The sequence below is a fragment of the Paraburkholderia sp. IMGN_8 genome, assembly GCF_038050405.1.
Classification (GTDB): Bacteria; Pseudomonadota; Gammaproteobacteria; order Burkholderiales; family Burkholderiaceae; genus Paraburkholderia.
Window position 1 is genome coordinate 2258641 of sequence record NZ_CP150901.1, and the last position, 20367, is coordinate 2279007.

12 protein-coding genes are annotated in these 20367 nt (G+C 61.4%); 4 read left to right on the forward strand and 8 right to left on the reverse strand.

Translation table 11 applies throughout. The annotated features are described in order from the left end of the window. Positions 1-4: 4 nt before the first annotated feature. The 7 genes from narH to WN982_RS31260 form a co-directional block, all read right to left on the reverse strand. Entirely contained in the window at positions 5-1528 is a 1524-nt protein-coding gene (narH, locus tag WN982_RS31230) for a nitrate reductase subunit beta (protein ID WP_341315902.1), read from the reverse strand. Continuing rightward, on the reverse strand, positions 1525-5307 hold the full coding sequence (locus tag WN982_RS31235; RefSeq protein ID WP_341315903.1) for a nitrate reductase subunit alpha: 3783 nt from the start codon (positions 5305-5307) through the stop codon (positions 1525-1527). The genes narH and WN982_RS31235 overlap by 4 nt, the downstream gene beginning before the upstream one ends. 37 nt (positions 5308-5344) lie before the next feature. After that, positions 5345-6778 (reverse strand): NarK family nitrate/nitrite MFS transporter, encoded by a 1434-nt coding sequence (locus tag WN982_RS31240; protein WP_341315904.1) that lies wholly within the window; start codon positions 6776-6778, stop codon positions 5345-5347. Beyond that, positions 6775-8085, reverse strand: a complete 1311-nt coding sequence (locus tag WN982_RS31245; protein WP_341315905.1) for a nitrate/nitrite transporter — start codon at positions 8083-8085, stop codon at positions 6775-6777. The genes WN982_RS31240 and WN982_RS31245 overlap by 4 nt, the downstream gene beginning before the upstream one ends. 269 nt (positions 8086-8354) lie before the next feature. Beyond that, complete coding sequence (locus tag WN982_RS31250) at positions 8355-9080, reverse strand: response regulator (RefSeq protein ID WP_341315906.1); 726 nt, start codon at positions 9078-9080, stop codon at positions 8355-8357. 26 nt (positions 9081-9106) lie between these two features. Further along, positions 9107-11023, reverse strand: a complete 1917-nt coding sequence (locus WN982_RS31255) for a type IV pili methyl-accepting chemotaxis transducer N-terminal domain-containing protein (protein ID WP_341315907.1) — start codon at positions 11021-11023, stop codon at positions 9107-9109. A 112-nt stretch (positions 11024-11135) separates the two neighbouring features. Continuing rightward, a complete protein-coding gene (locus WN982_RS31260) occupies positions 11136-12062 on the reverse strand; it encodes a hypothetical protein (RefSeq protein WP_341315908.1) in 927 nt (308 codons plus the stop codon). A 124-nt stretch (positions 12063-12186) separates the two neighbouring features. On the opposite strand from WN982_RS31260, the gene WN982_RS31265 reads away from it, so the two are divergent. The 4 genes from WN982_RS31265 to WN982_RS31280 all read left to right on the forward strand — a co-directional run bounded on the left by WN982_RS31265 (position 12187) and on the right by WN982_RS31280 (position 19142). Then, positions 12187-13032 carry a M15 family metallopeptidase gene (locus WN982_RS31265; RefSeq protein WP_341315909.1) on the forward strand — a complete coding sequence of 282 codons (846 nt, stop codon included), beginning with the start codon at positions 12187-12189 and terminating at the stop codon, positions 13030-13032. 281 nt (positions 13033-13313) lie between these two features. Next, a complete protein-coding gene (tssM, locus tag WN982_RS31270) occupies positions 13314-17201 on the forward strand; it encodes a type VI secretion system membrane subunit TssM (RefSeq protein WP_341315910.1) in 3888 nt (1295 codons plus the stop codon). After that, complete coding sequence (gene tagF / locus WN982_RS31275) at positions 17198-18190, forward strand: type VI secretion system-associated protein TagF (protein ID WP_341315911.1); 993 nt, start codon at positions 17198-17200, stop codon at positions 18188-18190. The genes tssM and tagF overlap by 4 nt, the downstream gene beginning before the upstream one ends. A gap of 4 nt (positions 18191-18194) precedes the next feature. Continuing rightward, positions 18195-19142, forward strand: coding sequence for an OmpA family protein (locus tag WN982_RS31280; RefSeq protein WP_341315912.1), 948 nt, complete (start codon positions 18195-18197; stop codon positions 19140-19142). Positions 19143-19220: 78 nt separating this feature from the next. Here the strand turns inward: WN982_RS31280 and tssA are convergent, their stop codons facing one another. Then, positions 19221-20324, reverse strand: coding sequence for a type VI secretion system protein TssA (gene tssA, locus WN982_RS31285; RefSeq protein WP_341319475.1), 1104 nt, complete (start codon positions 20322-20324; stop codon positions 19221-19223). Positions 20325-20367: the final 43 nt, after the last annotated feature.

Sequence of the window (20367 nt, forward strand, 5' to 3'; positions counted from 1 at the left end):
CCTCTCACACTTTTGCCTTGATCGGAATCGTGCGTCGCTTCTTGCCGCCGAACAGACTCGTTTCGCTCGCGCCGTCCGAACAACCGTTACCAAACGAGAAGCCGCAACCGCCCTTCAGGTCGTACAGATTCTCCGCATATTCACGGTGCGTGCTCGGCACCACAAAGCGGTCTTCGTAGCTCGCGAGCGCCATTACGCGATACATGTCCTCTACTTCCTGCTGGCTTAAGCCCACTTGCGCGAGCACCGCTGCGTTCTCGCGGCCATCCACGTGTTTTTCGCGCTGATAGGTCCGCATCGCCAGCATCCGTTCGAGTGCGCGGATCACCGGCTCTTCGTCACCGGCGGTCAGCAGGTTCGCCAGATATTTGACCGGGATTCGCAGTTGCGTGACGTCCGGGATTTCGCCGTTCAGGCTCATATGCCCTTCGCTCGCGGCGGTGGTGATCGGCGAAAGCGGCGGTACGTACCAGACCATCGGCAGCGTGCGGTATTCCGGATGCAACGGTAGTGCGACGCGCCATTCCATCGCCATCTTGTAGACGGGACTGTGTTTCGCCGCGTCGAGCCACGCTTGCGGGACGCCGTCGGCGCGCGCCTGCTCGATCACGTCCGGATCGTTCGGATCGAGGAACACGTCGAGTTGTGCCTGATACAGATCGGTTTCACGTTCGACCGACGCGGCGTCCTCAATGCGATCGGCGTCGTAAAGCAGCACGCCGAGATAGCGGATCCGGCCCACGCAGGTTTCCGAGCAAACAGTAGGCTGTCCGCTCTCGATACGCGGATAGCAGAAGATGCACTTTTCCGCCTTGCCGGACTGCCAGTTGTAGTAGATCTTCTTGTACGGACAACCGGACACGCACATGCGCCAGCCACGGCACTTGTCCTGATCGATCAGCACGATGCCGTCTTCTTCGCGCTTGTAGATCGAGCCCGACGGGCAGCTCGCGACGCATGCCGGATTCAGGCAGTGCTCGCAGAGCCGCGGCAAATACATCATGAAAGTGTTTTCGAACTGACCGTAGATGTCCTTCTGTACGTCGTCGAAATTCTTGTCTTTGCTGCGCTTCTCGAATTCGCCGCCGAGAATCTCTTCCCAGTTCGGCCCCCACTCGATCTTCTCCATCCGCTTGCCGGTAAGCAGACTGCGTGGCCGTGCAACCGGGGGCGCCTTGCTCTCCGGCGCGGATTGCAGATGGTCGTAGTCGAACGTGAACGGTTCGTAGTAGTCGTCGATTTGCGGCAGGTTCGGGTTCGCGAAGATGCGCGAGAGCACCTTAAGCCTGCTGCCCTGGCGCGGCTCGATCGAGCCGTTCGCATTACGCTTCCAGCCGCCGTTCCATTTGTCCTGGTTCTCCCATTGCTTCGGATAACCGATGCCCGGCTTGGTCTCGACATTATTGAACCACGCGTATTCGACGCCTTCGCGATTGGTCCAGACGTTCTTGCACGTCACCGAACAGGTATGACAGCCGATGCATTTGTCGAGATTGAGCACCATGCCGATCTGTGCGCGAATTTTCATTGCCGACCTCCGTTTGCTGCGCGGACGGGTTCATCGTCGAGCCAGTCCACCTTCGCCATCTTGCGCACGAGGACGAATTCGTCGCGATTGGTGCCAATGGTTCCGTAGTAGTTAAAGCCGTAGCTAAGCTGCGCATAGCCGCCGATCATGTGTGTGGGTTTGAGCACGATGCGCGTCACCGAGTTATGGATGCCGCCGCGCGTGCCGGTGATTTCCGAGCCCGGCACGTTCACGATCTTTTCCTGCGCGTGATACATCATCACCATGCCCGGATTGACGCGCTGGCTGACCACCGCACGCGCCGCAATCGCACCGTTGATGTTGAACAGTTCAACCCAGTCGTTGTCTTCGATGCCGGCATCTTTCGCGTCGTCTTCGCTCAGCCAGATCACCGGGCCGCCGCGATTGAGTGTCAGCATGATCAGGTTGTCGGTGTACGTACTGTGAATACCCCATTTCTGGTGCGGCGTAATGAAGTTCAGCGCGATTTCCTTATGTCCGTTCGGCTTGCGATCGTGCATCGGCGAAGCCGCCTTCAGATCGACCGGCGGCCGATAGCTGACGAGGCCTTCGCCGAAATCGCGCATCCACGGATGGTCCTGATAGAACTGCTGGCGGCCCGTCAGAGTGCGCCATGGAATCAGTTCATGGACGTTCGTATAACCGGCGTTGTACGACACCTTCTCGCTTTCCAGACCGCTCCACGTAGGCGACGAAATGATCTTGCGCGGCTGCGCCTGCACGTCGCGATAGCGAATCTTCTCGTCCTCGCGATGCATCGCCAGATGGGTGTGTTCGCGGCCGGTGATCTTCGACAACGCGTCCCACGCCTTCACCGCCACGTGGCCATTGGTTTCCGGCGCAAGCATCAGCAGCACCTCGCAGGCGTCGATGTCGCTGTCGATCTTCACCATGCCCTGTGTCGCGCCCGCATCGCGCACGGTGCCGTTCAGTTCCGCCAACTGGCCGACTTCAGTCTGCGTGTTCCATGCGATGCCCTTGCCGCCGTTGCCAATCTTGTCCATGAGCGGCCCCAGCGCGGTGAAGCGCCGGTACACATTCGGATAGTCGCGTTCGACAACATTGATTTGCGGCGCGGTCTTGCCGGGTTTCAGTTCGCATTCGCCGCGTTTCCAGTCGCGCACGTCGTACGGTTGCGCCAGTTCGGCGGCCGTGTCGTGCATCAAAGGCGTCAGCACCACTTCTTTCTCGACACCGAGATGGCCGACGCACACGTCACTGAATTTTTGCGCGAAGCCTTTATAGATTTCCCAATCGCTGCGCGCTTGCCATGCCGGGTCGACCGCGCTCGACAGCGGGTGGATGAACGGATGCATGTCGCTGGTGTTCAGATCGTTCTTCTCGTACCAGGTCGCGGTCGGCAACACGATGTCCGAGTACAGACACGTCGTGCTCATGCGAAAGTCGAGCGTCACCAGCAGATCGAGCTTGCCCTCAGGCGCTTTATCGTGCCACGTGACTTCTTGTGGTTTGGCGTCGTCATCGCCGAGGTCGCGCCCTTGTACACCGTGCGTGGTGCCGAGCAGATGCTTGAGAAAATACTCGTGGCCTTTGCCCGACGAACCGAGCAGGTTCGAGCGCCATACGAACATATTGCGTGGCCAGTTGTCGGGATGGTCCGGATCTTCGCAGCTCATCTTTAGCGAGCCGTCCTTCAGCGTTCGCGCGACGTAGTCCTTCGCGTCGAGGCCGGCGGCTTGCGCCGCGGCGGCGACCTTAAGCGGATTGGTCTGCAATTGCGGCGCGGACGGCAGCCAGCCCATGCGTTCGGCGCGCACGTTGTAATCGATCAGCGAGCCGCTGTATTGCTGCTTGTCCGCGAGTGGCGACAGAATCTCCTCGACACCGAGTTTTTCGTAACGCCACTGATCGGTGTGCGCATAGAAGAAGCTGGTGGAATTCATCTGCCGCGGCGGACGAATCCAGTCGAGCGCAAACGCTAGCGCAGTCCAGCCGGTCTGCGGACGCAGCTTTTCCTGACCCACGTAGTGCCCCCAGCCGCCGCCGCTTTGACCGATACAGCCGCACAGCATCAGCATGTTGATCACACCGCGGTAGTTCATGTCGGCGTGATACCAATGGTTCATCGCCGCGCCGATGATCACCATCGACTTGCCGCGCGTTTTGTCGGCGTTTTCCGCGAATTCACGCGCGACAGTGATGACCTGTTCGCGTGGTACGCCGGTGATCTTTTCCTGCCATGCGGGCGTGTACGGCACGTCGTCGTTATAGTCGGCCGCACCGCCGAAGCCGCGATCCACGCCGTAGTTCGCGGCCAGCAGATCGAACACGGTTGCGACCAGTGCCTCGCGCTGCTCGCCTTCCTTGCCCAACGAGATGCGCACCGCGGGCACTGCACGCGCAAGAACATCGCTCTGCTTGCTGGCCGTGAAATGCGGCGTGTCGATGCCACCGAAATACGGGAAACCGACCGTCACGACTTCATGGTCTTGCGCGCTGTCTTCCAGTACCGAGAGCTTGAGCTTGACATCGTCGCCGTGGCGCCCTTCTTTCGCTTCGAGATTCCAGCGGCCCGAATCAGCGCGGCTGTCCGGACCCCAGCGGAAGCCGATCGAACCGTGCGGCAGCACGACCTTGCCGTGCTCGTCGAAGGCCACCGTTTTCCAGTCAGGGTTATTGTCCTGGCCGAGTTTGCCGTTGAAATCGTCGGCGCGGAGGTAGCGGTCCGGCGCCAGCACCTGACGGCCGTCCGGCAGCGTGTGTTGCTTCAGCTGCACGAGCAACGGCAGATCGGTATAGCGGCGCGCGTAATCGTCGAAATACGCGCTGCGCCCGTTGAAGTAAAACTCGCGCAAAATCACGTGACCCATCGCCATCGCGAGCGCCGCATCGGTGCCTTGCCGCGGATGCATCCACAGATCGGCGAGCTTCGCCACTTCCGAATAGTCCGGCGTGACCGCGACGGTTTTCGTGCCGCGATAGCGCACCTCGGTGAAGAAGTGGGCGTCCGGCGTGCGCGTTTGCGGCACGTTCGAGCCCCACGCGATGATGTAGCTCGAGTTGTACCAGTCCGCCGATTCCGGCACGTCGGTTTGCTCGCCCCACACTTGCGGGCTCGACGGCGGCAGATCGCAATACCAGTCGTAAAAGCTCATGCAGACGCCGCCGATCAGGCTCAGATAACGGCTACCCGCTGCATAGCTGACCATCGACATCGCCGGGATCGGCGAAAAGCCGACAATACGATCCGGCCCGTGCTTCTTGATCGTATAAACGTTGGCAGCCGCGACGATCTCGTTGACTTCGTTCCAATCGGCCCGCACAAAACCGCCCAGCCCGCGCTGGCTTTGATAATCGCGGCGCTGCGTGTCGTTCTCGACGATGCTGGCCCACGCGTCCACCGGACTCGCCGCCACCGCGCGCGCGGCGCGCCAGTGCTTGAGCAGGCGTGCGCGCACCAACGGATACTTGACGCGATTCGCGCTATACAGGTACCAGCTATAGCTCGCACCGCGCGCGCAACCGCGCGGTTCGTGATTCGGCAGATCGGCGCGCGTACGGGGATAGTCCGTCTGCTGCGTTTCCCACGTGACGATGCCTCCCTTCACGTGGATCTTCCACGAGCACGAGCCCGTGCAATTGACGCCGTGCGTCGAACGCACGATCTTGTCGTGCTGCCAGCGCGCGCGGTATGCGTCTTCCCACGTACGGTCTTCGCCCGTGGTGACGCCGTGGCCTTGCGCAAAGCGCTCTCTCGGCTGTGCGAAGTATTTGAGTCGGTCCAGAAAGTGGCTCATGGTGTCAGTCCTTGTCTAATGCTGTCCAGCGCCGCGTTCAACACGGCATTTCGGCGTGGCGCCGCGCGTAAAACCACCAGGTGAGTCCGACGCACAACACATAAAAAACGATGAAGCCGTATAGCGCCAGCTCCGGGCCGCCGGTGGCGAGAATCGAACTGCCGTAGCTCTTCGGAATGAAGAAGCCGCCATACGCACCTATCGCGCCTGCAAAGCCAATCGCCGCAGCGCCTTCGGTGTTGCCTTCGCGGTTCGCGTGAGCGAGCGCTTCCTGGTCGGCGGGCCGCACGCCACGCAGGCGCAGATTGAGAAAAATGACGGGGATCATGCGGAACGTCGACCCGTTGCCGATACCGGTGGTCAGAAACAGCAGCATGAACATCGCGAAGAAGCCGCCGAACGCACCCGCATGCGGTCCCCATGGGAATGCCGCACTGCCGGTCTTCGGCAGGAAGTAAAGGACGCCTAGCACCGCCAGCGCCATCACGGCGAAATTCCAGAACGTGACGCGCGCACCGCCGAGCTTGTCGGCCAGCCAGCCGCCGACCGGGCGGATCGCCGCGCCGACGAGCGGGCCGACCCATGCGTAAGTCAGCGGATTGACGTCCGGGAACTGGCTCTTGATCAGGAGCGGGAAACCTGCCGAGTAGCCGATAAACGAACCGAAGGTGCCGAGATACAGCGTGCACATCAGCCAGTTGTGGCGATTGCGGAAGATCGTCGCTTGCGCGGCGAAAGAAGCCTTGGCGTCGGCCAGATCGTTCATGCCGAACCATGCGGCGAGTGCTGAAATTGCAATCCAGGGCACCCAGATGAACGAGGCGTTCTGCATCCAGACATGCGAAACGTGACCCGCTTTCGTCATCAACTGCGGCTCGCCGCCGAAGATGCCGAACACGCCGGCCGTAATGACGAGCGGCGACAGAAACTGCACAGCCGACACGCCAAGATTGCCAAAACCGCCATTCACGCCGAGCGCCGAGCCCTTACGCTCCTTCGGAAAGAAGAAGCTGATGTTGGCCATGCTCGAGCTGAAATTGCCGCCGCCGAAACCGCACAACAGCGCAAGCAACAGCATGGTGGGATAGCTGGTGGTGTTGTCCTGCACCGCGAAGCCGATGCCAATTGCGGGGATCAGCAAGGACGCGGTGGAGAGCGCCGTCCAGCGACGTCCGCCGAAAATCGGCACCATGAACGAGTAAAAAATGCGCAGCGTCGCGCCTGAGAGCGCAGGAGCCGCGGCCAGCCAGAACAGTTGATTCGTCGAGTAGCGAAACCCGAGTGTCGGCAAAGTGACCGCTACGACGCTCCACACCTGCCAGATCGCGAATGCCAAAAACAGCGCCGGAACCGAGATCCAGAGATTGAGTTTGGCGACAGATTCGCCTTCCTGCTTCCAGAAGGCTTTATCCTCCGGCGACCAGAGAGTCAGCGTGCGGCCGACCCGCGCGCGTGCTGTCGAGATATTCATGATTGGATTCCTGCTTGAGAAGAAGCCTGATTGCGTGCGACGCCTGCCGCAGTTGTTCCTGCTGTCAGTACGTCTTTGCTGCGAACTTCGGTGAGATACATCCAGATCAGCGACACCCATACGACGCCGTAGAGCAGCATGAAAGCGCTCGAACGGATGCCCGTGAGATCGACCAGCAGTCCGAACATAATTGGCAGCGCGAAGCCGCCAAGGCCACCTGCGAGTCCGACGATGCCGCAGATGGCGCCGATGTTGTGCGGAAATTCGTCGCCGATATACTTGAAGGTGCTGGCCTTGCCAAATGCGAAGGCAATACCGAGCACGAACATCAGCACGGTGAACCACACCACATCGAGGCCGAGATGGAACACCTTGGGGCCGTCGACGGTGGCGATGGTGAAAACGGTTTGCGGATAGCTGAGCAGAAACAGGCAGATCCAGCTCACCCACATCACCCACCACGTCACGCGATGCGCGCCATATCGATCGGAGAGCCAGCCGCCGACCGCACGCAAGACTCCGCCGGGCAGCGAAAAGCAGGCCGCGAGCAAGGCCGCGACACGAATATCGAGCCCGTATTCTCCGACGTAGTACTGCACCATCCACAGCGACAGCCCCACATAGCCGCCGAACACGATGCTGTAGTACTGGCAATACTTGAGTACGCGCGGATCTTTGAGCGCCTTGAGTTGATCGACGAAGCGCAGGTTGTTCGGCACGCGATGCGCGGGATCGCTGGCGGTGAAGAGCCAGAACAGCACCACGGCTGCGAGCATGGCGATTGCATACAATTTCGCGACCATACCCCAGCCGAACGCCACGAGGATGGCCGGCGCGACAAACTTGTTGACGGCCGCGCCTGAATTGCCGGCGCCGAAGATGCCCATTGCAAATCCGCGGCGTTCTTGCGGAAACCAGCGGGCTACATACGGCGTGCCAACAGAGAACGAACCGCCGGCGAGGCCGACGAACAGGCCAATGACGAGGAACTGCCAATATGCCGTGGCGTAGCTCATGAGCCAGATTGCGGGTACGGTGGCGAGCATCAGACAGGCCATCACGATGCGGCCGCCATAGCGATCGGTCCAGATGCCGAGTGGCACGCGGATTAGCGAGCCGGTCAGGACTGGCAAGGCGGCCAGCACGCCGAATTCTGTTGCGTTCAATTGAAGCGATTGACGAATCGGGATGCCGATCACGCCGAACATCATCCACACCATGAAGCACACGGTGAACGCGAAGGTGCTCGCGGTCAGGATCGACCAAGGGTAGGTTGAGGCGCTGCTGCGGGCTGTGGTCGTTGTCATGGGAGTGGCTCCTTTTTTCATGACTCTGACTTTGCCGCTTCCAGCGGGGGGTGGGTATCCTTCTGATGGGGTTTTGCTTTTGTGCAGAAGGAGTAGGAGTTTTATTGGCTTGTAGTTCTTTTGGAGTATTGTTTTTTTGCCTTTTGCGGCGGTGTGGTTGTTTGCCTACGGCGTTGGCCTTTTCTTGTTTTGTTTGCCTTCGCGGCGCTTTATGTCTGTGTGCCTATGGCGGTGGGCACACAACCAAAAGCGCTGAGCAGGCAAAAAACCTAATCTATTGCGATCGAATTAACCGTCGCATAAACAGCGGCTTGCACCCTCGACCCCAACTTAAGCTTGCGCAAAATATGCTGCACATGAATCTTAACGGTGGTCTCAGCAATAGCCAGTGCCCGAGCGATTTCCTTATTACTCGCGCCGCGAGCAATATGAGCAAGAATCTCCTGCTCCCGCGCGGACAGCGCGCTATCCGACACCGGTGGCGCCGGCCCAGCAACAGCAGCAACCGGCGGAGCCACAATCACCTCAGGTACAGCCCGCGACCCGGCCGAAAAATCATTCCCGGCCACGACGGCCCGATAAGCGGCCACCAACTTCCCGGTCATCTCGGGACTCACAACAGCCTCATCCCGCATTGTCCGCATGATCGACTCAACAAGCGTGTCCGCATCGACAGTCTTCAACAGATACCCCTGCGCGCCGCACCGTAATGCGGCACCCAAATCCCGCTCATCCTCGCTAACGGTCAGCATCAGCATCCGTGCTCGCGGCGCCGCCTCGCGCAAATCCTTGAGCGCGTCGATTCCGCTTACGCCCGGCAAATGGTTGTCCAGCAGGATCAAATCGGGCTGCAACTCACCAGCACGCCGTTGCGCTTCGCCAGCGTCGGCCGCTTCGCCGACCACCCGGAATCGTGCATCCTCCCCAAGCAAAGCAATCAGCCCGCGCCGAAGCAATGCGTGGTCATCGACCACCAGCAAACGAATTGGAATCATATTCAACGACCTCAATGAACCGACGCCTAAGCAGCCTCGGCCCCATGTTGATGAATAGCGTCCGGCGTTGCGCACTGAGACGACGCCAACGTCAGCGTGACGCACGTACCCGCGCCGGGCACGGAGTCGACTACCACCTCGCCGCCGATGCGCGCCGCGCGTTCACGCATGATGCGCATGCCGACGTGCGTCTCGCCCGGTCTATGCTGCTGCGCGTCGAACCCTTCGCCGTCGTCGCGAACCTCGAAACTCCACAGCGGGCTTTGCTGAACCTCCAGCCAGACCTCGCGTGCCTGCGCATGTTTGCGAACGTTCGATAACGCCTCCTGCAACACATGCAGCACTTGCACCTGCACATCGGCATCAAGCGGCAAACCATGACCCTCAATCGACAAATTGGTTGCAAGCCCGGTTTGATGCTCGAATTTGCGCAGCGTGGTGCGCAACGCAAGTTCGATATCCTCGGTATTGCCGCGCGTGCGGAAATGCACCAGCAATTCGCGAACATCGCCCGTGCTTTCGCGCACGCCCGCGTCCAGTTCGTCGACGATACGCGCTACCGATGAATCAGCGGCGGCAGGCAACGCGTCGCGCAGTAGTTGCACCTGGATTTTCAGAAACGCCAGCGACTGCGCGATCGAATCGTGCAATTCGCTCGCGAGCAACGCGCGCTCCTCGGACACCGCCGTTTCCCTTTCGAGTGCTGTCACGCGCAGGTTTTCCATCGCGCCCGCCAAATGGCTCGCGAGTGCGTCGAGCAGGTCGCGGTCCTGCGCCGACAACTCGATGGCTTCATGAAAGAACAGATCGATCTCGCCAAGCGTGCGCTGATGCAGAATCACAGGAACAGACACGAGCGTCGTGTAACCGGCGCGCGCGCAATGACCGAGCGTCGCCGCACCGGGACCCGCGGCCAGCACCGGAATCACTCGTGCGCCAGGCATGCTCTGAGGATGGCCGCACAGGCAACTGCGCGACGCGAGGCATTGTTCGTCCTCGATCATGAAGCGTGGCAGACTGTCGCCAGCCAGCAGCAGGTAGCGTTCATTAGCCTCGCCGGACCATCGAATCGCCACCGAATCCGCACCGGCTATGCGGCGAACGCGCTGCGCAAAACCCCGCGCGAGTGCATCGAGCGTATTGGCTTCAGAGAGAAATGCGCTGACCTCATAGAGCGCTGCAAGACGCGCGCGCTCCGTTTCGAGGCTGGCAGTTTTTTCGCGGACCTTCTGTTCCAGACCGGCATATAGCTGCTGCAGGTTCTGCGCCATCCTGTTGAAGCCCGCCGAAAGCTGGCCGAATTCATCCTGCGATTCCACCTCGATACGCGTATCGAAGTCACCGCGTTCGATACGCGCAAGACCGCCGGTAAGCCGGAACACCGGCGCCAGCACGCTTAAATGGCCGACATACAGCAACGCCAGCGCACTGCCGACGGCCAGCACCAGCAGCGCGAGTTGCAACGCATTGAGGATCGCGGTCCAGCGCGCCAGTTGCGCTTCGATGGCGCTATCGAACGAATCGATGAGCAAAACAAAATGACCTGCTTCGCGAGCGACGTCCGTAGCCGCGGGTGGTCTTGCACGGGTCCAGACCGGACGCAAGGTCTGCCATTGCGCTCGTACACGGGCGAAGCGTTCGCGCGCCTCGGCATTCCACGGAACAAACAGCGGGCGTACCGGATCGCCCTTTTCCAGTAACTCCAGACTTTCGTCGAACTGATGCGCAAGTGCGTTGACGTCAGACGGCGAATCGCGCAGCATCAGCGCGACGCGATAGGTCTGCATCCGCATGCGCCCGGCTTCGTTGATCGCGGCCGCCCCGCCGTCGAGTTGCCAGGTGATCCAGAGTGTCAGACCGATGGACCCCAGCGCCAACGCAAGCAACGTAGCGACGAGAGCAGCAAGTTTGGAGGCAAGAGGCCAGGAGGAGACGGAGCGCATTCAATGATTCTATGCGCCGCCTCCAAACAGAGCGCGCGGCCGGATTGACTTGAATCAACTCAGCGACGCGTCGGATGCGGTAGTGCGTCACTAAGACGCGCTTTGCAGGATATTAAGGCTGGCGTACCTGTGATGACGCACCCGGGCATGCCGGGTCTTTACCCCAATGACCGTCGCACACGCGCCAGCGGCACAACTGGTCTTCGAAGAAACCGCGTTGGCCACACTCCTTCACCCGCTCGGCCAACTTTGCGTTGCCGGGGGCCGCGGAAGCACTCACCTTGGTGGTGTCGCCGCCAGCCGCTTTCGCATCGGCCGGTTTGGTTCGCGCCACCAGCGCCGCCAATAGATCGGCATCCGAATCATCTTTCGAAGCCTTACCGTTGCCGGCAGCCGGGCGCGGTTTCTTCGTTTGAGCGACCTCCGTCGGCGCGCTCGCGTGCTTGCCGTGAGCCGCCGCGGTTTCATGCTTCGTATTGCTGGCGACAGCCGTTGCAGGTTTGCCGTGTTTCACCGCGGGCACAGCCACAGCCGACGCGGCCGTTGCTGACGCAACAGGCGTGGGCGAGCTGCTCGGCTCGGCACCGTCGGCAAGCGCGCGCGACAGGCGGCTGCCGTCCCCGCTTGCGGAGGCGGCGGCGGGCTTGGCCTGGTTGTCACTGTCCTCAGCGACGATAGTAGCCGCCTGCGATGACGCAGCAGCCGGAGCCGCCGCTTTCGCGCTGACTTGCCCGGCTCCGCTCGCACCGGACGCCGACGCGGCTTTCTCCGCACTATTCGGTGCGGCCGGCGTAGCCGACGCTACCGCTTCAGTCTGCGTATGCTGCTGCAAATGCCACGCGCCCCAACCACCGGCGGCGATCACCAGCAAGGCGACCAACGCGAGCGGCGTTTTTGACCGGCGTGGTTTATCCGTAGGCGGCGCGACGCGGCCTTCGAGGTTCGCAAGAATCCGCGAACCATTGCTATCAGCGCCTTTAGCTTTATCGGATAACAGGCTAGGCGGGGCTTTGGAATTCGAACTGTCCGGCGCACTCATTCACTGTCTCATTGAATCCTGGTTTAATTCGCCGTGATAATACGTTCCGGCTCGTCTCCGAGCAGGCCTGATTCTAAGAGCAAGCTTTGCAAAATACAATTGTTTCCAATTTCCGGGGTCGCCTTTGATTGCCGTTGTACTTGTTGCCTATTTCGCCATCGCTGTCGTGATCGCTGCAATGCTGCTATTGCCGGCGGTACGCGCCTCTTTATTAGGCGCCGCGCTCGATATTCATGGCCGTGTTATGCGCCGGGCATCGCGTGGCGCATCGCGCGCTCGCGGTCAATTAGCACGCTCGGCAAAAATTTCGCAATCGACGGTGGTCGATATGCAAAATTTACTGGCGAAGCGGCGCTTGCTGATTTTTACCACCGCAGGTATTCTTGCGACGCCGCCATTGGTGGCATTGGCATTACGCGGACGGCAATTATTCCAATTCGATGACACTGCACGGGTACCTGACGAGAAAATTGCTGCGTTATTGAATGGCGAACAGCTCGTGCCCCCGCCGCCGCTGCCGCCAGAGGTATTTGCAACGCAGGAAGTCGAGCAGATTCGGCCCGCGCTAAAAGATGCGAGCCGCGACTGGAATTTGCTCGACGCCGACTTCAGGACGCGTTTATTGCTCGTCTACAAAATCATGCACGAGCAGTACGGGTATGAAATGGCATTGCTGGAAGGTTATCGCAGTCCGGAGCGGCAAAACCGGCTTGCGCAAATGGGGGGCAACGTCACCAATGCCGCAGCGTTTCAGAGCTATCACCAATACGGCCTTGCCGCGGACAATGCGTTTTTGCGCGACGGCAAGCTCGTCATTTCAGAAAAAGATCCTTGGGCCATGCGAGGCTATCAGTTATACGGACAGACGGCCGAACAGGTCGGTTTGACGTGGGGCGGCCGCTGGAAAATGATGGATCTCGGGCACGTTGAATATCACAAACCCGGCTTCGTGCTGGGACGCGGCCATTAACGCGATGCGGGCAATAAAGAGGTTGGCAATGGGGCGTTCAATCAATTTTTCCGGCGAAAGGCGGCAATGCCGTGCGCATAACGGCATTGCCGGAATTGCAATCCTCGGGATCGTCGACTCCGGATTTAACAATTCACCCGTATTCAATTTCGCCTGACTCATGCCGTCATTTTCTTTCAAACGCGTTGCCCTGATCGTGCCCGCGGACCGGACCGGTGTGTCCGCCATGCTGTTTGCCACACCACGCGCCACAACATATATCACCAAGACCTGAACGGCTTATGCGACGCATTCTCAACGTGTTGACCCACCCGCGCACGCTCTCGATCATCGGCTTGCTCGCGCTCGCTGCCGTATTGTTCATCGGCGCCGATACCCTGCAGATCGACCTGATGTGGCCGGCCATCGTGCTCGGCGCGGTAATCGCGCTATGGCTGCTGGTCTGGCTGGTGCGCCGCCTGCGCGCACGGCGCGCGAACCGCAAGCTCGGCGAAATGCTCGAGCAGCAGGCAGAAAAGCAGGCCGAAAGCGGACCCGCGCCGACGCCCGCGCGTCAGGCCGAACTCGACGTGCTGCGCACGCGCCTCGTCGATGCGGTGAAGACCATCAAAACCTCGAAGATCGGCCAGGTGTCAGGCGGCTCGGCGCTTTACGAACTGCCCTGGTACATCGTGATCGGCAACCCCGCTGCGGGCAAGAGCAGCGCCGTGCTGAATTCCGGCTTGCAATTCCCGTTCGCCGACAAGAACAACGCGGTGATTCACGGCATCGGCGGCACGCGTAATTGCGACTGGTTCTTCACGACCGAAGGCATTCTGCTCGACACCGCCGGCCGCTATTCCGTGCATGAGGAAGACCGCACCGAGTGGCTCGGCTTCCTCGGTTTGCTCAAGCGTTTCCGGCCGAAGGCGCCGATCAACGGCATCATCGTGACGGCGAGCATTGCGGAATTGACCAGCAGCAAGCCCGAATTCGCGATCAACCTCGCGAAGAATCTGCGCCAGCGCGTGCAGGAACTGACCGAGAAGCTCGAAGTATTCGCGCCGGTGTACGTGATGTTCACCAAGGCCGACCTGATTACCGGCTTCACCGAGTTCTTCAGCGGCAGCGACCGTCACGAATACGACCGCGTCTGGGGCGCCACCCTGCCCTACGAGCCGGACGAGAAGCGCGACGTGGTGGGACTGTTCGACGAGCATTTCGAAGAGCTGTATGACGGTCTGAAAGAAATCAGCGTCGCGCAGATGTCGATCAACCGCGGCAACAAGCTCTCGCCCGGCCAACTGAGCTTTCCGCTCGAATTCTCGGCGATCAAGCCCGCATTGCGCGCGTTCCTCGCCACGCTGTTCGAAAACAACCCGTTCCAGCACAAGCCGATTTTCCGCGGCTTCTACTTCACTAGCGCATTGCAGGAAGGCGAAACCAACAGCGCCGCCGCCACGCGCATCGCCAACCGTTTCGGCCTGAGCACCGACAGCCTGCCCAAGCCGCATAGCGCGTTCTCGAAGAACGGCTTCTTCCTGCGCGACCTGTTCTCGAAGGTCATTTTTGCCGACCGTCAGACAGTCAAGCAGTTCGCCAGTCCCGCCAAAACGCGCATGCGCTATGCGACGTTCTTCGGCTTCGTCGCGGTGCTCGCTTTGGCGCTCGGCGGCTGGACGTGGTCGACGATCGGCAACCAGCAATTGACGGCGAACGTGCAGGCCGACCTCGACAACGTGGTGCGCCTGCAGCAGAACCGCAACGATCTGCAATCGCGCTTGCAGGCGATGGACATTCTCGAAGACCGTATCGACCAGCTCGAACAGTTTCGCCGCGACAGGCCGCTCGCGGTGTCGCTCGGCCTGTATCAGGGCGATCGGCTCGAACAGCATCTGCTTACCCAGTATTACAACGGCGTGCGCCAGATTCTGCTCGACCCGGTGTCGCAGAATCTCGCGTCGTTCCTGAAGGACGTCAATGCGCATCCCGATCAGCTCGCACCGCTGAACCGCACGCCGGACGCCGCCGCGATTCCCGTGTCCGCGCATACGGCGATGGCGGCGAACAGCCAGGGCGGTCTGTATAGCGATGCGTCGCCGACCAACGTCGAAGACGCGTACAACGCGCTCAAGACCTACCTGATGCTCAGCGACAAGCGTCACGTCGAAACCGCGCACCTGACCGATCAGGTCGCGCGCTTCTGGCGCGGCTGGCTCGAAACCAATCGCGGCAACATGCCTCGCGACGAGATGATCCGCAGCGCCGAGCGCATGATCACGTTCTACCTGTCGCGCGTTTCCGACGACGATTGGCCGATGATCGATCAAAACCTCTCACTGGTCGATCAAACGCGTGAAAACCTGCGCCGTGTGGTGCGCGGCATGCCGGCACGTCAGCGCGTCTATGAAGAAATCAAGGCGCGTGCGTCGACCCGCTTCGCGCCGATGACCGTCGCGCGCATCGTCGGCGAAAACAATACGGCGCTGGTGGCGGGCAGCTATGCGATCCCCGGCACCTTCACGCGTGAAGCGTGGTTCCAGTACGTGCAGCCGGCGATACGCGATGCCGCGACCAAGGAATTGCAGGCGAAGGACTGGGTGCTCAACACCTCCGCGCACGACGATCTGACGCTCGAAGGCAGCCCTGAACAGATCCAGAAAGCGCTCGTTTCTATGTACAAGACCGAGTACGCGATGCATTGGCAGAAGTTCATGCAGGGCATTGCCGTGCAGAGCTTCGGCAGCTTCGGTCAGGCGGTGGATGCGATGAACCGCCTCGGCGATCCGCAGGATTCGCCGATCCGCAAGGTGCTCGAAACCGCGTACGACCAGACCTCGTGGGATAACCCGTCGCTCTTCAACGCGGGCCTCAAGCGCGCGCAAACCGGCGTCACCAGCTGGTTCAGGAACTGGTTCTCGCGCGCGCCGACCGGTCAGATCAACGCCAACATCGACATCAACGGCAATCCAGTCGAAATGCCGATGGGTCCGATCGGCCAGGAGTTCTCGGCGCTGGGCCGCATCGTCGTCACCGGCGACAACGGTTCGATGCTGAAGGGCTACATGGACACGCTCTCGAAGGTGCGCACCCGCTTTAACGTGATCAGGAACCAGGGCGATCCGGGACCGGGCGCGCGCCAGCTGATGCAGCAGACACTCGACGGCAGCGGGTCCGAGTTGGCCGATTCGCTGAAATACGTCGACGAGCAGATGCTCACCGGCCTCACCGATTCGCAACGCAAGGCACTGCGTCCGCTGCTGGTGCGCCCGCTGATGGCGGCGTACGCGGTGGTGATCCAGCCGGCCAGCGTCGAAGTCAACAAGGTGTGGAACGCGCAGGTCTACCAGACCTTCCAGGGGTCGCTGGCGAACAAGTATCCGTTCTCGGGCGATGCGAAGGTCGAAGCCGGCGCCGGCGAAATCGCCCAGGTGTTCGGACCGGACGGCGCGATCGCGAAGTTCGTCGGTACCACCCTCGGGCCGCTCGCGGTGCGCCGCGGCGACACGCTCACCGCTCGCACGTGGGGCGATATGGGCCTCGCGCTGACGCCCGACTTCACCAGCGGCTTCGCGCGCTGGGTGGCGCCGCTTGCAGGCGGTGCGGCGAGCTCGGCGCAAAGCTCGTCCGAACCGCAGACCGTGTTCCAGATCCTGCCGCAGCCGAGCAGCGGTACGACGGAATACACGCTCGCAATCGACGGCCAGCAACTGCGTTACCGCAATACGCCGCCGCAGTGGACCAACTTCGTGTGGCCGAATCCGTCGGGCTCGCCTGGCGCGACGCTGAACGCAACGACCTTCGACGGCCGCACGCTGCAACTGGTCAACGAGCCGGGCCGCTACGGTCTGGAGAAGCTGATCAACTCGGCACAGCGCAAGCGCCGTCCGGACGGCACCTTCGATCTGTCGTGGACGCAAGGCAACGTGACGGTGGCGGTCAGCATGCGCATCATCAGCACGTCGCAGGCATCGGGCGGCAGTGGTAGCGATGCGCCACAACAACAGAGCCTGCGCGGCTTGCGGCTGCCGTCGTCGGTGGCGGATGTAAGCGCGGCGGCTAATTCAGTCAACGCGACGGCCAGCGGCGCAACGGGTGCAACGGGCGCTTCGCCCGCACCTGCACCGGCTTCGCAAGCGGCACGGCCGGCCACGGCCGCCGCGGTTTCGAATACTGGGGGTGCGCAATGACGCAAACCGTGCAGGCGCAAATCGCCTTCTTCGGCAAGATTCCGTCGCGCGGCGACTTCGTAAAGAGCGCGCATAACCCGCAATTGCTGGCGACACTCGATCGCTGGATCGCGGAAGCGATGGATCTGCTCACCGACGATCCGCGCTGGAAGATCGTCTACGAAAACGCCAAGCCGATGCACTTCGCGTTCCTCGGTTCGCGCAGCAAGCTGGCAATTGCCGGTCATATGGTGGCGAGCCATGACCAGTCGTCGCGGCGCTTTCCGTTCCTTGCCGCAACCGCGCTGGAAGTCGAAAAGCCGCTGACGTTTCTGGCGCGCAGTCCGCTGGCGTTCGCGCGCCTGTGGTCTCGTGTCGCGTCGCAAATGAAGCCGTTGCTCGACACCAGCGAGCCGGCCGGCGCATTGCAGGCGCTCGGCGAAACGCAGGTGCCGATCGAAATCGGCGGCGGCCCGGGTAACCCGCACGACGGCACCTTCAACGATTTCGTCGAGCATCAGACGCTCGCCGGCCTCGAACAGATGCTGCTCGCGAGCGGCCATCCGGTGCGGCTGCGCGGCGCGATGCTCGCGCTCGGTTCGCTGCTGCGTCCGGTGATGCAAAGCGGTTCGTCGCATCTCGAACGCGGGCTGACGCTGCCGCTGCCCAACGATCCGTTCTACCGCAGCCTGGTGGCGGCATTCTGGCTCGAACTGATCGCACCGTTCGTTTCGCAGGCGGATTTCGAACTGGCAATTTTCATCGGCACGATTGCCGAGCGTGAGCGGCTCATCATCGGCTTTAACGGCGCGTCGGCCAAAACGCTGCATAGCGTGGTCGATCCGCAGTCATACGCGGCGCATAACATCGATATCGACGATCCCGAGTGGATCGACGAACACGCACAGAACGACCATGGCATCAGCAAGCTCGTCAGCTACCTCGACCAACCGCAACTGTCGCTGCGTGTCAGCATCGACACGTTCCGCGAAGCATTCACGGGAGCGTGACACCATGCTGAGCAACCCCACGCGTATCGCCGCGCTGCTGGCGGGGCTTCTGGTGAGCGCTCTCGCCCATGCCGACAATGACGGTCCGGCGCGCGTCACGCCGGTCGACAACAGCGGCATTGCGATTCACACGACGATTTTGCCGGCGCAGGCTCCGGCGTCATCGGGCAATACGGCGCCCGGTCTTGCTGTGACCAACGGCTCGACGGGCGCAGGCACCGGCGCGATCAGCGCATCGCCGCCGCCCGCCAACGCGACGCCGGGCCAGGTGGTGGTCGGCGGCAAGGTGCCGGATGAAGCAACCAAGGCGGCCGTGCTGGCGCGTCTGCGTGATACCTACGGCGCGGCAAACGTGGTCGATCAGATCGAGGTCGCCGACGTGGCGACGCCGCCGAACTGGTCCGCCAACGTGCAAAAGCTGATCGGCCCGCAGTTGAAGCAGATCAGCAAAGGCCAGTTGAAGATCGACGGCACGCAGATCGACGTGAAAGGCGAAGTGCATAACGAATCGCAGCGCCAGCAACTGGCGAGCGATATGGCCAATGCGCTGAATCCGACCTACACGATCAAGAACGGCCTGCGCGTGAGCGCATCGGAACAGGGCCTGCTCGATCAAACCCTGGCGAATCGTACGATCGAGTTCGAGACCGGTAGCGCGACGCTCACGCCCCAAGGCCGCGCGATTCTCGATCAGATGGCCGCGGTGCTGCAAAAGATGACGACCAGAACAGTGGCAATCATCGGCCACACGGACAATTCGGGCAATCGCACGTCGAATATCGCGCTGAGCCAGGCGCGTGCGGATGCGGTGAAGGGTTATCTGGTCGTCAAGGGCCTCCCGCCCCAGCAAATGACGACGACGGGCGTCGGCCCGGATCAGCCTATCGCGTCGAACGATACGAACGATGGCCGGGCGAGGAATCGGCGAATCGAGTTTCGTGCGGGATCCTGAGTTGTTGCCTGCGCGATATGTTTAAAAAAAGCCTGGCATGCATGCCAGGCTTTTTTCTTTGCGTTCGAACCGAACGTTTTAGCTTTTCTCGTCGGGCTTGACCCCCAACAGCTCGCGAATATGCGCGAGCGAGCCATCGTCCTTCACCACCGAGGACAGCCACTGATGCAAAGGCATATCCGCACATTCCGCCGCCTTGTCGGCGAGATAGGCCGCCGGATTATGCGGCTCGGTGCTGCGGAAAAACTTGGCCACCGCGCGCAACTGCGCGACTGCCTGCGCACGGCTCTGAATTCCTGCAATCGGGCCAGTCGACATGGTCGTCAACACGGGCTCCTCGCGTTGCGGTGACGTCTTGAAGGTAGGCTCGGCACGTTCGTGCTCGTCCGGCTTCGGCGCTTTCGGCGGCGCCGCCTCGGCGCTCACGCCAAGATCGCGTGCGAAGCGCTCGGACAAACGGTAGACGCTGTCATATGCGTCCCTGGCCTGACGGAAGCTCGGCGCGGAATCGGCGGCGCGCCGGTCCAGTTCCTGTTCGAGCGCGAGCATCGCGGCTTCGAACGCTTTCAGATCGGTCAGCAACGCCGAATAAAACGCGGGCGGCGTGGCGCGTTTCGACGCGTCGATCTGATCGATCGACGGCTTGCCGCGCGCAATATCGTCGGCGTGGTCCGGATCGCGCTTGACCGCTTGCGCGACATGCGTGGCCACGTCCCAATCGATCGTGCTGTACGAGTTACCCTGGGATGAAGTCAGCGGCATCGCGCGCAGCAGTTCGCCGGTGCGGCCGACCAGCCACGCGACGTTGCCGAGGCGATACTCGGTATCGTCGCCTTCCGGCAGCGGATGCACATGATCCCAATAGCGTTCGCACAGGCCTGCCAGCAATGCATAACCTTGCGTGAGGCCGGTGACGCCATCTTCGATTGCGAGCGCCTCGGTCAGCCAGACAGCCAGCCGCAAATCCTTGGTCTGGGTTTGCAGCAGGCTGCTACAGCGTTCGACGACGAACGGCCAGTCGGCCTCTTTGATATCCGTGACCCATTCGCCCTGATCCAGCGACGGGTCTTCGAAACGGCGCGCGTGCTGGATCGCATCGAAATCGGCCGAGAACAGCAGATCCTCGCCACACGGCGAGGATTCGTTGATCGGGGCCAGCAGCGTATTCAGGTTGGTCGGCATGACAGAAAGCAATAAGTATCCGGTACGGCATTAAAACAGATTG

Coding starts and splice junctions, on each gene's coding strand:
- narH (WP_341315902.1), bottom strand. CDS start 1,528: ATGAAAATTCGCGCACAGATCGGCATGGTGCTCAATCTCGACAAATGC.
- WN982_RS31245 (WP_341315905.1), bottom strand. CDS start 8,085: ATGACAACGACCACAGCCCGCAGCAGCGCCTCAACCTACCCTTGGTCG.
- WN982_RS31235 (WP_341315903.1), bottom strand. CDS start 5,307: ATGAGCCACTTTCTGGACCGACTCAAATACTTCGCACAGCCGAGAGAG.
- WN982_RS31280 (WP_341315912.1), top strand. CDS start 18,195: ATGCTGAGCAACCCCACGCGTATCGCCGCGCTGCTGGCGGGGCTTCTG.
- WN982_RS31260 (WP_341315908.1), bottom strand. CDS start 12,062: ATGAGTGCGCCGGACAGTTCGAATTCCAAAGCCCCGCCTAGCCTGTTA.
- WN982_RS31250 (WP_341315906.1), bottom strand. CDS start 9,080: ATGATTCCAATTCGTTTGCTGGTGGTCGATGACCACGCATTGCTTCGG.
- WN982_RS31240 (WP_341315904.1), bottom strand. CDS start 6,778: ATGAATATCTCGACAGCACGCGCGCGGGTCGGCCGCACGCTGACTCTC.
- WN982_RS31255 (WP_341315907.1), bottom strand. CDS start 11,023: ATGCGCTCCGTCTCCTCCTGGCCTCTTGCCTCCAAACTTGCTGCTCTC.
- tssM (WP_341315910.1), top strand. CDS start 13,314: ATGCGACGCATTCTCAACGTGTTGACCCACCCGCGCACGCTCTCGATC.
- tagF (WP_341315911.1), top strand. CDS start 17,198: ATGACGCAAACCGTGCAGGCGCAAATCGCCTTCTTCGGCAAGATTCCG.
- tssA (WP_341319475.1), bottom strand. CDS start 20,324: ATGCCGACCAACCTGAATACGCTGCTGGCCCCGATCAACGAATCCTCG.